Below are 17864 nucleotides of genomic sequence, written 5' to 3'. Positions count from 1 at the left end.
CCATGAATGCCGCAAAACGCCTCGAGATCTTTCGCAGGCTGCACGAAGACAATCCCGACCCCAAGACAGAGCTGGCTTACACCACCCCTTTCGAACTACTCGTGGCCGTGACACTGTCTGCACAGTCCACCGACGTCGGCGTCAACAAGGCCACTGCCCGCCTGTTCCCGGTCGCCAACACCCCCCACGCCATCTACGCACTCGGGGTCGAAGGCCTGAGCGAGTACATCAAGACCATTGGGCTGTATAACAGCAAGGCCAGGAATGTGATCGAAGCCTGCCGCTTGCTGATCGAACGGCATGGAGGCGAAGTTCCGCAAAGCCGTGAAGCGCTAGAGGCGCTGCCCGGTGTTGGCCGCAAGACCGCCAACGTAGTACTCAATACAGCCTTCCGCCAGCCCACCATGGCGGTCGACACGCATATTTTCAGGGTCAGCAATCGCACCGGCATCGCGCCGGGCAAGACCGTGCTGGAAGTCGAGAAAAAACTGCTCAAGTTCGTACCCAAGGATTATCTGCTCGATGCCCATCACTGGCTCATCCTGCATGGGCGTTACGTGTGCCAGGCACGCAAGCCACGTTGCGGCAGTTGCCGCATCGAAGACCTGTGCGAGTTCAAGCAGAAGACGTCGGACGATTGATTCGATAGCGATTTCATGCACGCCCCGATTGAAAAAATCTTTTTTACCAAACTTCGCTTTCTCGCTATAAGGACGGCCAATGGCCCCTTGGCTTGGAGCGACTCATGAGTACCGATAAAGACGAACTGTCGATCGAAGAAGACTTTGTCACAGCTGAAGACGACGCCGAACCTCTGGTTGAAACCGCAAAGACCAACCTGAGCAAGCGTCGCACCATTGACAACCTCCTCGAAGAGCGGCGCCTGCAACGGCAACTCGCCGATTTCGACTACGACCTGTAACGACACCGAGAAAGCCTCCCTCAAGGAGGCTATCTGTATTCAGGGTCACGTCAGGCCATGGCGCCGGGCCAATTCGATCAAGTCCACCAGCGAGTGAGCATTGAGCTTGAGCAGCAAACGGGTCTTGTAGGTACTGACCGTCTTGTTGCTGAGGAACATGCTGTCGGCTATCTCCTTGTTGGACCTGCCCCGGGCCAGTTGCTGAAGCACCATCATTTCCCGTGCCGACAGGCGATCGACCATCTCCGTCTCGCTGGCTCCCCCAACCCGGCCGCGCGACTTGTGCAATGCCTGGTTGGGAAAATAGCTGTAACCAGACAGCACGGCCTTGATCGCACTGAGCAGTTCGGTGAGCTCCTGTTGCTTGCACACATACCCTGAAGCCCCCGCCTGCATGCAACGCATCGAGAAATGCCCGGGCGCCTGCGAGGTAAGCACCAGCACCCGGCTGCCCGGGCTTGCCGAGGCCATGCGGGCAATGACCTCCAACCCGTCGAGCTTGGGAATGCCGATATCCAGCACCACGATATCGGGCAGGTGCTTCCTGGTTAGCTGCAAAGCTGCCACGCCGTTGTCGGTTTCCGCGACCACATCGTATCCATGCCGCTCCATCAGCATGCGCACTGCCAAGCGTATGACAGGATGATCATCCACGATAAGGACTTTATTCATGCGATATCCATTCATTCATTATTTGCTTTGACGACGCGCCACCATAACCGAGCAGCACGCATTATGGCGCGCCAATTCTCCGCGCAAACACATGAATAGATGAACCTTACGTCGGTTTAGGATTTTTCCTACAAAGCACAACTAATCATCCAATAGGAATACCTGTTTGGCCACAAAAGCGCATTCTTCCTCGAAACAGAGATGAAAACCTGCATAACTCAACAATCAATCCAACAGCAAAATAAAAAACCTGTTTCAGACATTCCGAAATGCCGGGATCAATTCCCCCCCCGGAAACGGTGCATAATTTGGTTGAGCGGCTCGGTAGGGTATTGATTGGAAAAACGCAGGAGGCCAACATCATGGCTGCAAACCAACCCACCGCCCAACCCACCGCCCCAATGACGATCATCGCCATCTTTGCAGGCATCATCGAGGCCTCTGCACTGGCAACACTTCCGTTTCTCAGCGAAAAAAGTCAGAGTCTCTATACCTGGTTTTTAGTGGGCTTCCCGTTTTTTCTGACGGGGCTATTTTTCCTGACACTCAACTTCAATTACAAATCACTTTACAAGCCCGAAAGTACTTCCGTTGACGGTGCAACCAGTACGCCGCAACCGACAACTTTCGAAGCAGAACCTGTAACGGTCATGCTCTCGGGCCCTGATGCGCAAAGAATGATCGAGCAACATGTACTGAGGACGCTTGCACAACCTCAAGTTACAGGGGGCACCTGGATATACTGCAATCTGGACAAGCAGCAGTGTTTTCGCGTGTCGGTCTGTGAGTTACCGGAAAACGCGACACACCTGAGAAACTGAGCGGTACACGATCTTGCAGCCGCGGAAAACTTCTTCACGGATTGTCGGGCAGGTGGGTATTGGGAAGTGCATACAAAAACCCCGGCCGGGGCCGAATGCCAGTCAGTTAAGCCATATGGGGCCGCTTTGCGGCCCATCGCCGGCAAGCCAGCTCCCACAGGGGCCGCGCAGTACTTGAGGTCTGCGCTGTACCTGTAGGAGCTGGCTTGCCGGCGATGGGCTGCGTAGCAGCCCTAATGACGCTAACTGACTGGCATTAGCCCCAAGCCGGGGTTCATGCAATACGCTTGAAGGCTTAGAGCAACGCGCGGCCTTTGTTGGCAGCGATACGCATGCGCAGTGCATTGAGCTTGATGAAGCCCGCAGCATCGGCCTGGTTGTAGGCGCCGCCATCTTCTTCGAAAGTCGCGATGTTGGCATCGAACAGCGAGTCGTCGGACTTGCGGCCGACCACGGTGACATTGCCCTTGTACAGCTTCAGGCGCACAACACCGTTCACGTTGACCTGCGAAGCATCGATCATCTGCTGAAGCATCAGACGCTCCGGGCTCCACCAGTAGCCGGTGTAGATCAGGCTGGCGTACTTGGGCATCAGCTCGTCTTTCAGGTGAGCGACTTCGCGGTCGAGAGTGATCGACTCGATGGCACGGTGAGCCTTGAGCATGATGGTACCGCCCGGGGTCTCGTAGCAGCCGCGCGACTTCATGCCCACGTAACGGTTTTCGACGATGTCCAGACGGCCGATACCATTGGCACCGCCAATGCGGTTCAGGTCGGCCAGGACAGTGGCCGGGCTCTTCTCGACGCCATCGATGGCGACGATGTCACCATTGCGGTAGGTCAGTTCGAGGTAGGTCGCCTGGTCCGGAGCATTCTCCGGCGAGACGCTCCAGCGCCACATGTCTTCTTCGTGCTCGGTCCAGGTATCTTCCAGAACACCGCCTTCGTAAGAGATATGCAGCAGGTTGGCGTCCATCGAGTACGGCGACTTCTTCTTGCCGTGGCGCTCGATCGGGATACCGTGCTTCTCGGCGTAGTCCATCAGCTTCTCGCGGGACAGCAGGTCCCACTCGCGCCATGGGGCGATGACCTTGACGCCCGGCTTGAGTGCATAGGCACCCAGCTCGAAACGGACCTGGTCGTTGCCTTTGCCGGTGGCGCCGTGGGAAATGGCGTCAGCGCCGGTTTCGTTGGCGATTTCGATCAGGCGCTTGGCGATCAGCGGACGTGCGATGGAAGTACCCAGCAGGTACTCGCCTTCGTAGACGGTGTTGGCGCGGAACATGGGGAAGACGAAGTCACGCACGAACTCTTCGCGCAGGTCGTCGATATAGATCTCTTTGACGCCCATTGCCTGGGCTTTGGCGCGAGCCGGCTCAACTTCTTCGCCCTGACCCAGGTCAGCGGTGAACGTCACCACTTCGCAGTCGTAGGTATCCTGCAGCCACTTGAGAATCACCGAAGTATCAAGGCCGCCGGAATACGCCAGTACGACCTTTTTTACGTCCGCCATGCCATCACTCCACGGGGTTGTACGGAAAGGGGTCGATTCTACCGGCGTTGCGGATAAATTTACAGTGGGGCGACAGCTTCTGACGACAAAGCGACAGGAACTGTCAAAGGGGCGACGCCCTGCAGCGTCAGGAAGGTTTCGCAGCAGGCTGCACAGGAGCAGCGCTGGCGGGGCCTGGCGCAGGCGCCGTAGCGGGGGCCGTCGCTGGGGCCGGATGCTGGACAGGTTGGGCCGCAGGTTTCTCGACCGGCGTGACACGATCCAGTTCGATATTGACGCGCCGGTTGCGTGCGCGGTTTGCGGCGCTGTTGTTCTTCACCAACGGATAACGTTCGCCATGGAAGCGCACGGTGATCTGCTCCTCCGGTACCCCATGGGCCTTGAAGTAATCAGCAACCGCCAACGCACGGCGCCGAGAGGTGTCACGGTTGGTCAAGCGATTGCCGCTGTTGTCGGAGTGGCCATTGAGCTCGATATGGTTGACCGTCGGATCGGCCTTCAAGTAATCCAGGACCACATCCAGTCGCGCCCGCGCCGCGGCATCCAGGTCTATGCCCCCTCCAGGGAACCCCACCTGCGTCTGGCGCACCTGGTCATAGTTCATCGCCAACATCTTGCCGGCACACGCCTGATAATCACTCCACGCCTTGGCAAAGCTCACCGGCAGCACACGCACTTCGATCGGCCGCCCCGCCTCCCCGGTATAGCTTCGCACCACCGTACTGCGGCCATCGAGCAGGCCATTGATCAAGCGGCTGGCCTGGCCTTGGGATGAACTGAACAGCACCCCAGTGCGCGCCAGCCGCACCGCCCCCAGGTTGATATCGCCACGGCCCGGCTGCCAAGGGGCCGCAGCCGCCAGCAGCGTAGCGGAACCGGCCCCCAGCACATTACTGCCAGAACGCAGCTGGAACACCGGCTGCTCCCCCGCCCGGCGCACAAACTCACCACTGCCGAAACCATCGATCGGCTGAATCAGCCGGCATTCGAACTGATCACCCTCGACTTTCCAGGCGATGTTTTCCATGCGGGTCTGGAAGGTCAATGCACCGGCCGGCAGGCTGGCGAACAGGGTCAACAGGGCTAGGTAACGCTGGCGCACGGGAGGCTCCACTAATTCTGACGGCTTACAGGCAGGCTATCGGACGCTTGCCGGAAAACTTGATAGCCGTGCTCGGGCGAGGGTTTTCCGGTAGCATTGGCGCCTGAGTTCGACCCGCCTGGAATTCCCAATGTCCGATCGCCTGACCCTCCTGCGTCCCGACGACTGGCACATCCATCTGCGCGATGGTGCCGTCCTGCCCCATACCGTTGGCGATGTGGCGCGTACTTTCGCCCGTGCCATCATCATGCCGAACCTGGTTCCACCGGTACGCAATGCCGACGAAGCCGGGGCCTACCGTGAGCGCATCCTCAGTGCCCGTCCGGCCGGTAGCCGCTTCGAGCCGTTGATGGTGCTGTACCTCACCGACCGCACCAGCCCCGAGGACATCCGCGCGGCCAAGGCCAGCGGCATCGTGTACGCCGCCAAGCTGTATCCGGCCGGCGCCACCACCAACTCCGATTCCGGGGTGACCAGCATCGACAATATCTTCCCGGCCATCGAAGCGCTGGCTGAAGTCGGCATGCCGTTGCTGGTGCATGGTGAAGTGACCCGCAGCGAGATCGACGTGTTCGACCGCGAAAAACGCTTCATCGACGAACACATGCGTCGCCTGGTCGAGCGCTTCCCCACGCTGAAAGTGGTGTTCGAACACATCACCACCGCCGATGCAGCGCAATTCGTCACCGAGGCGCCTGCCAACGTCGGTGCGACCATCACCGCACAGCATCTTTTGTACAACCGCAACCACATGCTGGTCGGCGGCATTCGGCCACATTTCTACTGCCTGCCGATTCTCAAGCGCAACACCCACCAGGTGGCGCTGCTGGACGCGGCCACCAGTGGCAACCCGAAGTTCTTCCTCGGCACCGACTCGGCACCCCACGCCCGCCACGCCAAGGAAGCTGCCTGCGGTTGTGCCGGTTGCTACACCGCCTATGCGGCCATCGAGATGTACGCCGAAGCCTTCGAACAGCGTAATGCGCTGGACAAATTGGAAGGTTTCGCCAGCCTGCATGGTCCGGCCTTCTACGGCCTGCCGGCAAATACCGACACGATTACCCTGGTCCGTGAAGAATGGACTGCCCCGGACAGCCTGCCGTTTGGCGAGCAGACCGTGATCCCGCTGCGCGCCGGTGAAAAACTGCGTTGGCGCCTGCTGGAGGACAACGCGTGAGCGAAGACCTCTACGAAGACGAGCAGGACGGCCAGGCCAGCAGCGGTTCACGCCACCCGATGGCCGAGCGCTTCCGTGGCTACCTGCCGGTAGTGGTGGATGTCGAAACCGGCGGTTTCAACAGCGCCACCGATGCCCTGCTGGAAATCGCCGCGGTGACCATCGGTATGGACGAGAAGGGCTTCCTGTTCCCGGAGCACACCTACTTCTACCGTGTGGAGCCGTTCGAGGGGGCCAATATCGAGGCTGCCGCACTGGAGTTCACCGGCATCAAGCTGGACCACCCGCTGCGCATGGCGGTGAGCGAGGAAAGCGCGCTGACCGACATCTTCCGCGGCGTGCGCAAGGCACTGAAGGCCAACGGCTGCAAGCGGGCGATCCTGGTCGGCCACAACAGCAGCTTCGACCTGGGTTTCCTGAATGCGGCGGTGACGCGCAACGATCTGAAGCGCAACCCGTTCCACCCGTTCTCCAGCTTCGACACCGCCACCCTGGCTGGCCTGGCGTACGGCCAGACCGTGCTCGCAAGGGCCTGCCAGAGCGCGGACATCGACTTCGACGGCCGTGAGGCGCACTCGGCACGTTACGACACCGAGAAGACAGCCGAACTCTTCTGCGGCATCGTCAACCGCTGGAAAGAGATGGGCGGCTGGCGCGATTTCAACGATTGAGGCGCAGAGCGGCAAGCTGCAAGCTTGCAGCAAAAAAAACCGGCCACGAAGGCCGGTTTTTTTTATGCGCTCGGCAATTACAGCTTGCCAGCGTTCTCGCTCAGGTAAGCAGCAACGCCTTCTGGCGAAGCGTTCATGCCCTTGTCGCCTTTCTTCCAGTTGGCCGGGCAGACTTCACCGTGCTCTTCGTGGAATTGCAGGGCATCGACCAGGCGCAGCAGCTCGTCCATGTTACGGCCCAGTGGCAGGTCATTGATGATCTGCGAACGGACAACGCCGTTGGTGTCGATCAGGAAGGCACCACGGAAAGCCACGCCGCCTTCGGACTCGACGTCGTAGGCCTTGCAGATTTCGTGGGTCATGTCGGCTGCCAGGGTGTATTTGACCTGGCCGATACCGCCATTGTTGACCGGGGTGTTACGCCAGGCGTTGTGGGTGAAGTGCGAGTCGATCGAAACGCCGATCACTTCAACGTTGCGGGCCTGGAAGTCCGGAATGCGGTTGTCCAGGGCGATCAGCTCGGACGGGCATACGAAGGTGAAGTCCAGTGGGTAGAAGAACACCAGGCCGTACTTGCCCTTGATGGCCGAGGCTAGGTTGAAGCTGTCGACGATTTCGCCATTGCCCAGTACAGCCGGGACGGTGAAGTCGGGGGCTTTTTTGCCAACGAGTACGCTCATTGCAATCTCCTGATGAGGGTGAAGAACCGTTTGCCAGGCCAAGGCGGGCTTGCCCGACATCCAACAAAGGCCGACCATCATACACGGCTTCCGGTTACAGGCCGAATCCAACCGCCGGTCGCTCAAGCACGGCACTTACAGAAAGTGTTTTGACAAGCATTCTCATTACCATTACTCTCCACCCATCGACTCAACCAGCGATGGTCCGACTTTATGTATGTGTGTCTTTGTGTCGGCGTGACCGACGGACAGATCCGCGATGCGATCTATGAAGGATGCTGCAGCTACAAGGACGTCAGAGCCGCGACCAATGTCGCCAGCCAATGTGGCAAATGCGCGTGCCTGGCCAAGCAGGTAGTCCGCGAGACCCTGACCGAGCTTCAGGTGAGCCAGCAAGCTGCCCTGCCCTATCCGGTGGAATTTACTGCCGCCTGATATCGCCCAATTCGAAGAACCGGACCTCGTGTCCGGTTTTTTTATGCCTACAATTCAATAAGTTAGCGTCCCAACGCGGTTCACAAACATTCTTATTCCTATTAATTTTCACTTATTATTCAAGAACTTAGGTTTGACAGCCCTAAGTATCAGGCTCAAACTTCCCTGTATCGGCACACTTCTCAGGGCAGGAACCCGCAATGAAAGGCGACGTAAGCGTCATCCAGCATCTCAACAAGATCCTCGGAAACGAGCTGGTCGCGATCAACCAGTACTTCCTGCACGCACGCATGTACGAAGATTGGGGCCTGAACAAGCTCGGCAAGCACGAGTACAAGGAATCCATCGATGAGATGAAACACGCTGACAAGTTGATCAAGCGTATTCTCTTCCTCGAAGGCATCCCGAACGTACAGGACCTTGGCAAGCTGCTGATCGGCGAGCACACCAAGGAAATGCTCGAATGCGATCTGAAGATCGAGCAGAAAGGCCTGGTCGATCTCAAAGCCGCCATCGCCCACTGCGAAACCGTCGGTGACTTCGGCTCGCGTGAACTGCTTGAAGACATCCTCGAATCCGAGGAAGAACACATTGACTGGCTGGAAACTCAATTGAGCCTGATCGACAAGATCACCATCGAGAACTACCTGCAGTCGCAGATGGGCGAAGAGTAAATTCCGGCCCCATAAAAAAACCCGCCATGAGCGGGTTTTTTCATGCTTGCCGAAAGATCAGGCTTCGGAAGCCTTGGCCTTGGCAGCGGCGTCCTTGATCAGTGTCTGCAGCTCACCGTTCTCGAACATCTCCAGCATGATGTCGCTACCGCCGACCAGCTCGCCAGCTACCCACAGTTGCGGGAAGGTCGGCCAGTTGGCGTATTTAGGCAGGTTGGCGCGGATTTCCGGGTTCTGCAGGATATCCACGTAAGCAAACTTTTCGCCACAACCCATCACAGCTTGCGATGCCTTGGCCGAGAACCCGCATTGCGGGGCATTCGGCGAGCCCTTCATGTAAAGCAGAATGGTGTTGTTGGCAATCTGCTCTTTGATCGTTTCGATGATATCCATGGAACACCTCGTCTGAACTTTCCGACTCGATGGTCGGCACGGTGACGCATTGTATCGGAAACCTGAGCCTAATGCTCGGCCTTGCCGGTGCTCAGGCGGCGCTCACGTGCACGGGTACGCCATTGAGCGCCGCATTCCCGGAAACAGCGTCACGCAGACGCTCATCGGTCAGGTCATTGGCACTGATGCCGGGTTGCGCCTGGGCGATCTGCAGGTTGACGCCCTGGCGGCCATGACCAAAGCCATGCGGCAGGCTGACCACACCAGGCATGATGTCCTCACAGGCCTGCACCTCGACTTCCAGGTCACCGGTGCGCGAACGGATGCGTACCCGCTGGCCATCCTCCAACTGCCGCTGGCGCATGTCCTGCGGATGCATCAACAACTGATGGCGTGGCTTGCCTTTGACCAGGCGATGGTAGTTGTGCATCCACGAGTTGTTGCTGCGCACATGGCGACGCCCGATAAGCAGCAAATCACCCGCTACTGCCGGTACGCATTCGGCCAACCGGCGCAAGTCCTCCAGCACAACCTGGGGCGCCGCCTCCACGGCGTTGCTGGCAGTCGCCAAACGCTCTCGCAGATTAGCGCCCAAGGGGCCCAGATCGAGGCCATGAGGGTATTGATCAAGCGTTTCAAGCGAAAGCTTGCGGGGACTTTCGTCGCCATAGCGGCCCTTGCGCAACGCCAGGTCGATCATCTGCGCAGGTGCCATGGTCGGTTTCAGTTCCAGTTCTGCACGCTTGGCAAAGGCTTGCGCCAGGCCAACGAAAATTTCCCAGTCGTGCAAGGCGCCTGCAGGCTTGGCCAGTATGGCCCGGTTGAAGCGGGTGACATTACGCACAGCCAGCAGGTTGAAGGTGCTGTCGTAATGGTCGTTTTCCAGTGCCGAAGTAGACGGCAGGATCAGGTCGGCGTGGCGGGTCGTCTCGTTGATGTAAAGGTCGATGCTGAGCATGAACTCCAGCCCCTGCAGCGCCGCATCCAACTGCCTGCCATTGGGGGTGGACAGCACCGGGTTACCGGCGACGGTCACCAGGGCCCGCACCTGCCCCTCGCCGGGCGTGAGCATTTCCTCGGCCAGGGCGGCCACGGGCAGCTCACCAGCGTATTCGGGCAACCCCGACACGCGGCTCTGCCAGGCATTGAAATGCCCGCCCGAGGTGCTCGCCACCAGGTCCACGGCAGGCTCGGTGCACAGCGCACCGCCTCGACGATCCAGGTTGCCGGTTACCAGATTGATGACTTGCACCAGCCAGTGGCACAAGGTGCCGAAAGCCTGTGTCGACACGCCCATGCGGCCATAGCAGACCGCCTTGTCGGCAGCGGCGAAATCCCGTGCCAACTGGCGAATGCTGGCAGCGTCGATGCCGCACTGGGCGCTCATGGCCTCGGCGGTGAACGGCTTGATCGCCGTGCGCACCTGCTCCAGGCCATTGACCGGCAGATGCGAACCACGCGCCAGGCCTTCATCGAAGAGGGTATTGAGCAAACCGCACAGCAGCGCCGCATCGCCGCCGGGGCGCACGAACAGGTGCCGGTCGGCCATGGCCGCAGTTTCACTGCGCCGCGGGTCCACCACAACCAGTTGCCCGCCTCTCGCTTTCAAGGCCTTGAGGCGCTTTTCCACATCCGGCACGGTCATGATGCTGCCATTGGAGGCCAAAGGATTGCCACCGAGGATCAGCATGAAATCAGTGTGATCGATGTCCGGGATCGGCAACAGCAGGCCGTGGCCATACATCAGGTAGCTGGTCAGGTGCTGAGGCAACTGGTCCACAGAGGTGGCGGAAAAACGGTTACGTGTCTTGAGCAGCCCCAGGAAGTAATTGCTGTGGGTCATCAAGCCGTAGTTGTGCACGCTCGGGTTACCCTGGTAAACCGCCACCGCGTTACGCCCATGTGCCTGCTGTATCGACCACAGCTTATCGGCGGCCAGGGCAAAAGCCTCCTCCCAGCTGATGGCCTGCCATCGCTCACCCACCCGTCGATGCGGTTGGCGCAGGCGGTCCGGGTCATCCTGGATATCCTGCAAAGCCACGGCCTTGGGGCAGATGTGGCCACGGCTGAACGGGTCCTGGGGGTCGCCCTTGATTGCACTGATGCGCGCCTCCCCGTCGCTTTCATGGCTGACTTCGATGTTCAGCCCGCAGATCGCCTCACACAGGTGGCAGGCACGGTGATGCAGGGTCTTGGTCATGGCTGCCTCTGCCTTGCAATTGTTGAAAACCGACTATGCCCCCTGCCCTTGCACCCTGCCAGCGCGCTTCGCAGCGTGAATCTCCCGACATCAGGCGCACGATTTGCGACAGCCATTTGCCAAATTGCCAGCAAGCCGTGTACAACCTCTGTAGCAAATAAAAAACAGCGCAGGCTCAAGGGGTAATGACACCCTTTGCAACAGAGCCGCTGTTCCCCCTCTTGGTTTTAGGCGACATTTAATTATAGTATTGCGCCTTTCCCTATTTCGTCCGCCCCGTGCGGCTTACGCCGCAGGTCACTCCCGTTGTCAAAAAAACCATACGGTCGACCTGCATACCGTTGCAGATAAGGTAGTCAATCATGAGCGCTAGGCACTTTCTCTCCCTGCTGGATTTCACCACCGACGAATTGCTCGGTGTGATCCGCCGAGGCATCGAGCTGAAGGACCTGCGCAAGCGCGGCGTGCTGTTCGAACCGCTGAAAAACCGTGTCCTGGGCATGATCTTCGAAAAATCCTCCACCCGGACCCGGGTGTCGTTCGAAGCCGGCATGATCCAGCTCGGTGGCCAGGCTATCTTCCTGTCGCCACGCGACACACAGCTGGGCCGGGGCGAACCGATCAGCGACAGCGCCATCGTGCTGTCGAGCATGGTCGATGCGGTGATGATCCGCACCCACGCGCACAGCACCCTCACCGAGTTCGCCGCCAATTCACGCGTACCGCTGATCAATGGCCTTTCCGATGAGTCGCACCCCTGCCAATTGCTGGCCGACATGCAGACGTTCCACGAGCACCGTGGCGCTATCCAGGGCAAGACCGTGGCCTGGATCGGCGATGGTTTCAATATGTGCAACTCGTACATCGAGGCTGCCCGGCAGTTCGATTTCCAGCTGCGCATCGCCTGCCCGGAAGGTTATGACCCTGACCCACGCTTCATGGCACTGGGCGCAGACCGCGTGCAGATCATCCGCGATCCACGTGAAGCCGTACGTGGCGCGCATCTGGTGACCACCGATGTCTGGACTTCCATGGGCCAAGAAGAGGAAACTGCACGGCGCCTGGCGCATTTCGCGCCTTACCAGGTCACCCGCGAACTGCTTGACCTGGCGGCACCCGATGCCCTGTTCATGCACTGCCTGCCCGCCCACCGCGGCGAGGAAATCAGCCATGACCTGCTCGACGACCCCCGTTCGGTCGCGTGGGACCAGGCTGAAAACCGCCTGCATGCACAGAAGGCCCTTCTCGAATTCCTTGTCGAACCGGCTTACCACCACGCATGAGTCAACCCCTACTGCTCAACCTGCGCAACCTCGCCTGCGGCTACGGCGACCAGCGCATCGTCCAGAACCTCAACCTGCACCTGAACGCAGGCGACATCGGTTGCCTGCTGGGTTCGTCGGGTTGCGGCAAGACCACCACCCTGCGCGCCATCGCCGGCTTCGAGCCGGTACACGAAGGTGAGATCCAGCTCGCGGGCGAAGTCATTTCCCGCGCCGGTTTTACCCTGTCCCCGGAGAAGCGCCGCATAGGCATGGTGTTCCAGGACTATGCGCTGTTCCCGCACCTGACCGTGGCGCAAAACATCGCCTTCGGCATCGTCAAGCACCCATCCCAGGGGCAGGTGGTCGAAGAAATGCTTGAGCTGGTCAAGCTCGGTGGCCTCGGCGGGCGGTACCCGCATGAGCTCTCAGGCGGCCAGCAACAGCGCGTGGCCCTGGCCCGGGCGCTGGCCCCAGAGCCGCAATTGCTGCTGCTGGACGAGCCGTTTTCCAACCTGGACGTCGAATTGCGCCGACGCCTGAGCCACGAGGTCCGTGACATCCTCAAAAGCCGTGGCACCAGCGCGATTCTGGTTACCCATGACCAGGAAGAAGCTTTCGCGGTCAGCGACCATGTGGGCGTGTTCAAGGAAGGCCGCCTGGAGCAGTGGGACACGCCCTACAACCTCTACCATGAGCCGCAGACGCCATTCGTCGCCAGTTTCATCGGCCAGGGTTATTTCATCCGTGGCCAGATGAGCAGCCATGAGTCAGTCAACACCGAGCTCGGTGAGCTGCGGGGTAACCGCGCCTACATCATGGCCCCCGGCAGCTCGGTAGACGTGCTGCTGCGCCCTGACGATATCGTCCCTGACGCCGACAGCGCACTGCGCGCAAGCATCGTCGGCAAGAGTTTCCTGGGCGCATCGACACTGTACCGTCTGCAATTGCCGACAGGCAGCCAGCTGGAAGCGATCTTCCCGAGCCATATCGATCACCAAATTGGCGAGCAGGTCGGCATTACCGTCAAAGCTGACCACCTGGTGCTGTTCCCGGTACCCGGCAGTGTCGCGGCGCAGTTGCCACGGCAGGAAAACGGAGTGCGTCGCTACAGCTCGGCGACCTGATTCAGCAACGTGGGGCTGCCAGGCGACCCCTGCGCAGCTCAACCCCGACCGATACCGGCGAAGGTGCCCTGGGTCTGCTCGGCCAGTACAGCAGCAGCCAGTTCCACTTCCAACCCCCGTCGCCCGGCACTGACATGGATGGTGGCAAAGTTCTGCGCCGAATCGTCGATGAAGGTGCGCAGACGCTTTTTCTGCCCCAGCGGACTGATTCCGCCCACCAGGTAACCTGTGGCACGCTGAGCTGCCGCGGGGTCGGCCATCTCGCATTTCTTCACGCCTGCGGCATGGGCAAGCGCCTTGAGGTCCAGCGTCCCCACAACAGGCACCACGGCCACCAGCAACTCGCCCTTCTCACTGCTGGCCAACAAGGTCTTGAACACCTGCTGCGGTTCCAGCCCCAGTTTTTCAGCCGCCTCCAGCCCATAAGACGCCGACTTTGGATCGTGTTCATAACTGTGCACGCGATGTTGCGCGCGCGCCTTTTTCAAAAGATCGAGGGCCGGGGTCATGCAGTGCTCCGCTCCGAGACAATTCGGCGGCTACTTTAGGACAAATCCTACACTCCAGCCAGTTCACAGCTGACACGCCGCTCTAGCGTGGGATTCGCGCCCGCATTCAACGCTCATATCGTGACCGATCGTTCACTTTCGACCTTTGACATAAGCGTTTCTTGTCTATATTTTTTCGTTTCTGAATAAATGGTGCACTTTTTAAGTGCATTCCTACATGCGCCCGGGGTCAATGGGGATGGACGCCGGGCTTTGCTGTCGAGCGCTTAGCGCCTCACAACAAAAAAAAAGAGGTCATACATGACGACTGCTCTACGCGAACCTACGCTGTCCAGCCAATGCCTGGCCGAATTCCTCGGCACGGCGCTGCTCATCTTTTTCGGCACAGGATGCGTCGCCGCCCTCAAGGTCGCGGGCGCCAGCTTTGGACTGTGGGAAATCAGCATCATCTGGGGCGTCGGCGTGAGCATGGCGATCTACTTCACCGCCGGTATATCAGGTGCGCACCTGAACCCGGCCGTCAGCATCGCCCTTACCCTGTTCGCAAGCTTCGACAAACGCAAACTGCCGTTCTACATGCTGGCCCAGGTTTGCGGCGCCTTCTGCGGCGCGGCGCTGGTCTACACCCTGTACAGCAACCTGTTCTTCGATTTCGAACAAACCCATGCCATGCTGCGCGGCAGTAACGAAAGCCTGGAACTGGCGGCGGTGTTCTCCACCTACCCACACCCTTCGCTTTCCACCGCACAGGCGTTCCTGGTCGAAGTGGTGATCACTGCAATCCTGATGGCGGTCATCATGGCCCTGACCGACGACAACAACGGCCTGCCCCGTGGTGCGATGGCACCGCTGCTGATCGGCCTGTTGATCGCCGTGATCGGTAGCGCCATGGGCCCGCTGACCGGCTTTGCGATGAACCCGGCCCGCGATTTCGGACCCAAACTGATGACCTTCCTGGCCGGCTGGGGCGAAATCGCCTTCACTGGCGGTCGGGATATCCCTTATTTCCTGGTTCCGGTGTTCGCGCCGATCTTCGGCGCTTGCCTGGGTGCTGCGACCTATCGTGGCTTGATCGCCCGCAACCTGCCGACGGCACCAAGCGCGAACCCAGAGACAAACGGCAATCGCCAGGGCGATACTCAAGCCAACTGATGCTGGCGCCCTGACCTCCTCATTTTGCAAGGCCTATGACCATGACAGATACCCAGGACAAGAACTACATCATCGCCCTGGACCAGGGCACCACCAGCTCGCGGGCCATCATCTTTGACCGCGACGCCAATGTGGTCGGCACCTCCCAGCGCGAGTTCGCCCAGCATTATCCGCAAGCCGGCTGGGTCGAGCACGACCCGATGGAGATCTTCGCCACACAGAGCGCGACCATGGTCGAAGCCTTGGCACAGGCCGGCATCAGCCATGCGCAGGTCGCCGCACTGGGCATCACCAACCAGCGTGAAACCACAGTGGTATGGGACAAGGAAACCGGGCGCCCGGTGTACAACGCCATCGTCTGGCAGTGCCGGCGCAGTACAGAGATCTGCGCACAACTCAAGCGCGACGGGCATGAACAATACATTCGCGAAACCACCGGCCTGGTCACCGATCCGTACTTCTCCGGCACCAAGCTCAAGTGGATCCTCGACAATGTAGAGGGCGTACGTGAGCGGGCCGAACGCGGCGAACTGTTGTTCGGTACCGTGGATACCTGGCTAATCTGGAAGTTTTCCGGCGGCAAGGTGCATGTCACCGACTACACCAATGCCTCGCGCACGCTGATGTTCAACATCCACAGCCTGCAGTGGGATGAAACGATGCTCGACATTCTCGGCATCCCGCGCCAGATGCTGCCCCAGGTGCGCCCGTCTTCCGAAGTCTACGGCCACACCAAGAGCGGCATAGCCATTGCCGGTATCGCCGGTGACCAGCAGTCCGCGCTGTTCGGCCAGATGTGCGTGGAACCCGGCCAGGCCAAGAACACCTATGGCACGGGTTGTTTCCTGCTGATGAACACGGGCGACAAAGCCGTAACCTCCTCCCACGGCCTGCTGACCACCATTGCCTGCGGGCCACGTGGCGAAGTGGCCTATGCCCTGGAAGGCGCAGTGTTCAACGGTGGTTCCACCGTGCAATGGCTGCGCGACGAACTCAAGATCGTCAACGATGCCCTGGACACCGAGTACTTCGCCAGCAAGGTCAAGGACAGCAACGGGGTTTACCTTGTGCCCGCCTTCACCGGCCTGGGCGCACCGTACTGGGACCCTTACGCCCGCGGCGCGCTGTTCGGCCTGACGCGCGGGGTGAAAGTCGACCACATCATCCGTGCTGCGCTGGAGTCGATCGCCTACCAGACCCGCGACGTACTGGACGCCATGCAGCAGGACTGCGGCCAACGCCTGTCCGAGTTGCGTGTCGACGGTGGCGCGGTGGCCAACAATTTCCTCATGCAATTCCAGGCCGACATTCTCGGCACCTGTGTGGAACGCCCGAAAATGCGCGAAACCACTGCCCTTGGCGCCGCTTACCTGGCGGGCCTGGCCTGTGGTTTCTGGAGTGGCCTGGACGAGTTGCGTGACAAGGCGATCATCGAGCGCGAGTTCAGCCCGCAACTCGATGAAGCGAAGAAGGAAAAACTGTACGCCGGCTGGCGCAAAGCCGTCGAGCGTACCCGCGACTGGGAAGATCACGAGGCCTGATCGCCCTGGGCAGGGGCTGCTTCGCGGCCCCCGTCACCCCACGGCCTACTGGCCGTAGTCCCTTTCCTACGGCATCATTGCAGAATTTGTCCGGCAGCCCATAAGGACCGCCCATGAATCTGCCCCCACGCCAACAACAAATCCTCGAGCTGGTACGCGAACGCGGCTACGTCAGCATCGAAGAAATGGCGCAGCTGTTCGTCGTCACCCCGCAAACCATCCGTCGCGACATCAACCAGCTCGCCGAGCTCAATCTGCTGCGCCGCTACCACGGTGGCGCCGCCTATGATTCGAGTATCGAGAACACTGCTTACGCCATGCGCGCCGACCAGATGCGCGACGAAAAACAGCGTATTGCCGACGCCGTGGCCCGGCAAATTCCTGACCATGCCTCGCTGTTCATCAACATCGGCACCACCACCGAATCGATTGCCCGGGCGCTACTCAACCACAACCACCTGAAGGTCATCACCAACAACCTGCACGTTGCTGCGATCCTTGCCGCCAAGGATGATTTCGAAGTATTGGTCGCAGGCGGCACAGTACGCCGTGACGGGGGCGTGGTTGGCCAGGCCAGCGTCGATTTCATCAGCCAGTTCAAGGTCGACTTCGCCTTGGTCGGCATCAGCGGTATCGATGAAGACGGCAGCCTGCTGGACTTCGACTACCAGGAAGTACGCGTTTCCCAAGCAATCATCGCCAACGCCCGTCAGGTCATCCTGGCTGCCGACTCCAGCAAATTCGGGCGTAACGCCATGGTACGCCTGGGCTCGATCAGCCTGGTCGACTGCCTGGTGACCGACCAGCCGCCATCCCCTGCACTAGGTGAGCTGCTCAACCAGTACAAGATCCGGCTCGAGGTGGTTTGAACCGCAAGCGGGTCCAGAAGGGCCCGCTATTTTCGATATTGTTCACTTTATTGTCATCTCATCAGTTTTTTCTATAAACACTGACTGGCGATGGCCGTTCTGTTGCGCTAGTATTTTCGGAAACGAACATTAATGTTCATATTC

At 59.8% G+C, this 17864-nt stretch carries 19 protein-coding genes; 12 read left to right on the top strand and 7 right to left on the bottom strand.

Features of this window, described 5'->3' with window-relative positions; genetic code table 11:
• Nucleotides 1-2: 2 nt before the first annotated feature.
• Entirely contained in the window at nucleotides 3-641 is a 639-nt protein-coding gene (nth, locus tag BLX42_RS11430; protein ID WP_046787754.1) for an endonuclease III, read from the top strand.
• A 104-nt stretch (nucleotides 642-745) separates the two neighbouring features.
• Nucleotides 746-922, top strand: coding sequence for a PA3496 family putative envelope integrity protein (locus BLX42_RS26545; RefSeq protein WP_046787755.1), 177 nt, complete (start codon nucleotides 746-748; stop codon nucleotides 920-922).
• 45 nt (nucleotides 923-967) lie between these two features.
• Here the strand turns inward: BLX42_RS26545 and BLX42_RS11425 are convergent, their stop codons facing one another.
• On the bottom strand, nucleotides 968-1594 hold the full coding sequence (locus BLX42_RS11425) for a response regulator transcription factor (RefSeq protein ID WP_046787756.1): 627 nt from the start codon (nucleotides 1592-1594) through the stop codon (nucleotides 968-970).
• A 362-nt stretch (nucleotides 1595-1956) separates the two neighbouring features.
• Here BLX42_RS11425 and BLX42_RS11420 point away from each other — a divergent pair, with 362 nt between their 5' ends.
• Complete coding sequence (locus BLX42_RS11420) at nucleotides 1957-2415, top strand: hypothetical protein (protein ID WP_115273718.1); 459 nt, start codon at nucleotides 1957-1959, stop codon at nucleotides 2413-2415.
• A gap of 295 nt (nucleotides 2416-2710) precedes the next feature.
• Here BLX42_RS11420 and BLX42_RS11415 read toward each other — a convergent pair whose 3' ends face one another.
• Together BLX42_RS11415 and BLX42_RS11410 are read right to left on the bottom strand one after the other, a co-directional pair.
• On the bottom strand, nucleotides 2711-3928 hold the full coding sequence (locus tag BLX42_RS11415) for an argininosuccinate synthase (RefSeq protein WP_046787758.1): 1218 nt from the start codon (nucleotides 3926-3928) through the stop codon (nucleotides 2711-2713).
• A 127-nt stretch (nucleotides 3929-4055) separates the two neighbouring features.
• Nucleotides 4056-5030 (bottom strand): OmpA family protein, encoded by a 975-nt coding sequence (locus BLX42_RS11410; RefSeq protein ID WP_161871795.1) that lies wholly within the window; start codon nucleotides 5028-5030, stop codon nucleotides 4056-4058.
• Between the two features lie 130 nt (nucleotides 5031-5160).
• Here BLX42_RS11410 and pyrC point away from each other — a divergent pair, with 130 nt between their 5' ends.
• Nucleotides 5161-6207: a dihydroorotase gene (gene pyrC, locus BLX42_RS11405; protein WP_046787760.1), complete on the top strand. Its 1047-nt coding sequence runs from the start codon at nucleotides 5161-5163 to the stop codon at nucleotides 6205-6207.
• Nucleotides 6204-6878: a ribonuclease T gene (gene rnt, locus BLX42_RS11400; RefSeq protein ID WP_046787761.1), complete on the top strand. Its 675-nt coding sequence runs from the start codon at nucleotides 6204-6206 to the stop codon at nucleotides 6876-6878. Before pyrC ends, rnt begins: the two co-directional genes overlap by 4 nt.
• A gap of 77 nt (nucleotides 6879-6955) precedes the next feature.
• Here the strand turns inward: rnt and BLX42_RS11395 are convergent, their stop codons facing one another.
• Nucleotides 6956-7558, bottom strand: a complete 603-nt coding sequence (locus BLX42_RS11395) for a peroxiredoxin (protein WP_012273884.1) — start codon at nucleotides 7556-7558, stop codon at nucleotides 6956-6958.
• 213 nt (nucleotides 7559-7771) lie between these two features.
• Between BLX42_RS11395 and BLX42_RS11390 the strand changes: the two genes are divergently transcribed.
• Both BLX42_RS11390 and bfr read left to right on the top strand, forming a co-directional pair.
• Nucleotides 7772-7993 (top strand): bacterioferritin-associated ferredoxin, encoded by a 222-nt coding sequence (locus tag BLX42_RS11390; protein ID WP_039601808.1) that lies wholly within the window; start codon nucleotides 7772-7774, stop codon nucleotides 7991-7993.
• 200 nt (nucleotides 7994-8193) lie between these two features.
• Nucleotides 8194-8667 carry a bacterioferritin gene (gene bfr / locus BLX42_RS11385; RefSeq protein ID WP_046787762.1) on the top strand — a complete coding sequence of 158 codons (474 nt, stop codon included), beginning with the start codon at nucleotides 8194-8196 and terminating at the stop codon, nucleotides 8665-8667.
• Between the two features lie 57 nt (nucleotides 8668-8724).
• Here the strand turns inward: bfr and grxD are convergent, their stop codons facing one another.
• Together grxD and BLX42_RS11375 are read right to left on the bottom strand one after the other, a co-directional pair.
• Nucleotides 8725-9060 (bottom strand): Grx4 family monothiol glutaredoxin, encoded by a 336-nt coding sequence (gene grxD, locus BLX42_RS11380; RefSeq protein WP_012313029.1) that lies wholly within the window; start codon nucleotides 9058-9060, stop codon nucleotides 8725-8727.
• A 91-nt stretch (nucleotides 9061-9151) separates the two neighbouring features.
• Nucleotides 9152-11260 carry a molybdopterin oxidoreductase family protein gene (locus tag BLX42_RS11375; RefSeq protein ID WP_161871794.1) on the bottom strand — a complete coding sequence of 703 codons (2109 nt, stop codon included), beginning with the start codon at nucleotides 11258-11260 and terminating at the stop codon, nucleotides 9152-9154.
• A gap of 362 nt (nucleotides 11261-11622) precedes the next feature.
• Here BLX42_RS11375 and argF point away from each other — a divergent pair, with 362 nt between their 5' ends.
• Nucleotides 11623-12543: an ornithine carbamoyltransferase gene (gene argF, locus BLX42_RS11370; RefSeq protein WP_046787764.1), complete on the top strand. Its 921-nt coding sequence runs from the start codon at nucleotides 11623-11625 to the stop codon at nucleotides 12541-12543.
• The gene (locus tag BLX42_RS11365) at nucleotides 12540-13649 is read left to right on the top strand and encodes an ABC transporter ATP-binding protein (RefSeq protein WP_161871793.1); all 1110 of its coding nucleotides are present in this window, start codon (nucleotides 12540-12542) and stop codon (nucleotides 13647-13649) included. The genes argF and BLX42_RS11365 overlap by 4 nt, the downstream gene beginning before the upstream one ends.
• A 38-nt stretch (nucleotides 13650-13687) precedes the next feature.
• Here the strand turns inward: BLX42_RS11365 and ybaK are convergent, their stop codons facing one another.
• Nucleotides 13688-14158 carry a Cys-tRNA(Pro) deacylase gene (gene ybaK / locus BLX42_RS11360; protein ID WP_039601812.1) on the bottom strand — a complete coding sequence of 157 codons (471 nt, stop codon included), beginning with the start codon at nucleotides 14156-14158 and terminating at the stop codon, nucleotides 13688-13690.
• A 300-nt stretch (nucleotides 14159-14458) separates the two neighbouring features.
• Between ybaK and BLX42_RS11355 the strand changes: the two genes are divergently transcribed.
• The 3 genes from BLX42_RS11355 to glpR all read left to right on the top strand — a co-directional run bounded on the left by BLX42_RS11355 (nucleotide 14459) and on the right by glpR (nucleotide 17720).
• Nucleotides 14459-15310 carry an MIP/aquaporin family protein gene (locus tag BLX42_RS11355; protein ID WP_161871792.1) on the top strand — a complete coding sequence of 284 codons (852 nt, stop codon included), beginning with the start codon at nucleotides 14459-14461 and terminating at the stop codon, nucleotides 15308-15310.
• A gap of 41 nt (nucleotides 15311-15351) precedes the next feature.
• Nucleotides 15352-16851 (top strand): glycerol kinase GlpK, encoded by a 1500-nt coding sequence (gene glpK, locus BLX42_RS11350; protein WP_046787768.1) that lies wholly within the window; start codon nucleotides 15352-15354, stop codon nucleotides 16849-16851.
• A gap of 113 nt (nucleotides 16852-16964) precedes the next feature.
• A complete protein-coding gene (gene glpR, locus BLX42_RS11345; protein WP_046787769.1) occupies nucleotides 16965-17720 on the top strand; it encodes a DNA-binding transcriptional repressor GlpR in 756 nt (251 codons plus the stop codon).
• The last annotated feature ends 144 nt before the right edge of the window (nucleotides 17721-17864 follow it).

It is taken from the genome of Pseudomonas sp. SG-MS2 (genome assembly GCF_009933855.1).
In the GTDB taxonomy this organism is placed as follows: Bacteria; Pseudomonadota; Gammaproteobacteria; order Pseudomonadales; family Pseudomonadaceae; genus Aquipseudomonas; species Aquipseudomonas putida_E.
Note: the sequence above shows the minus strand (reverse complement) of the source record. Positions and strands in the feature narration are given on the sequence as shown.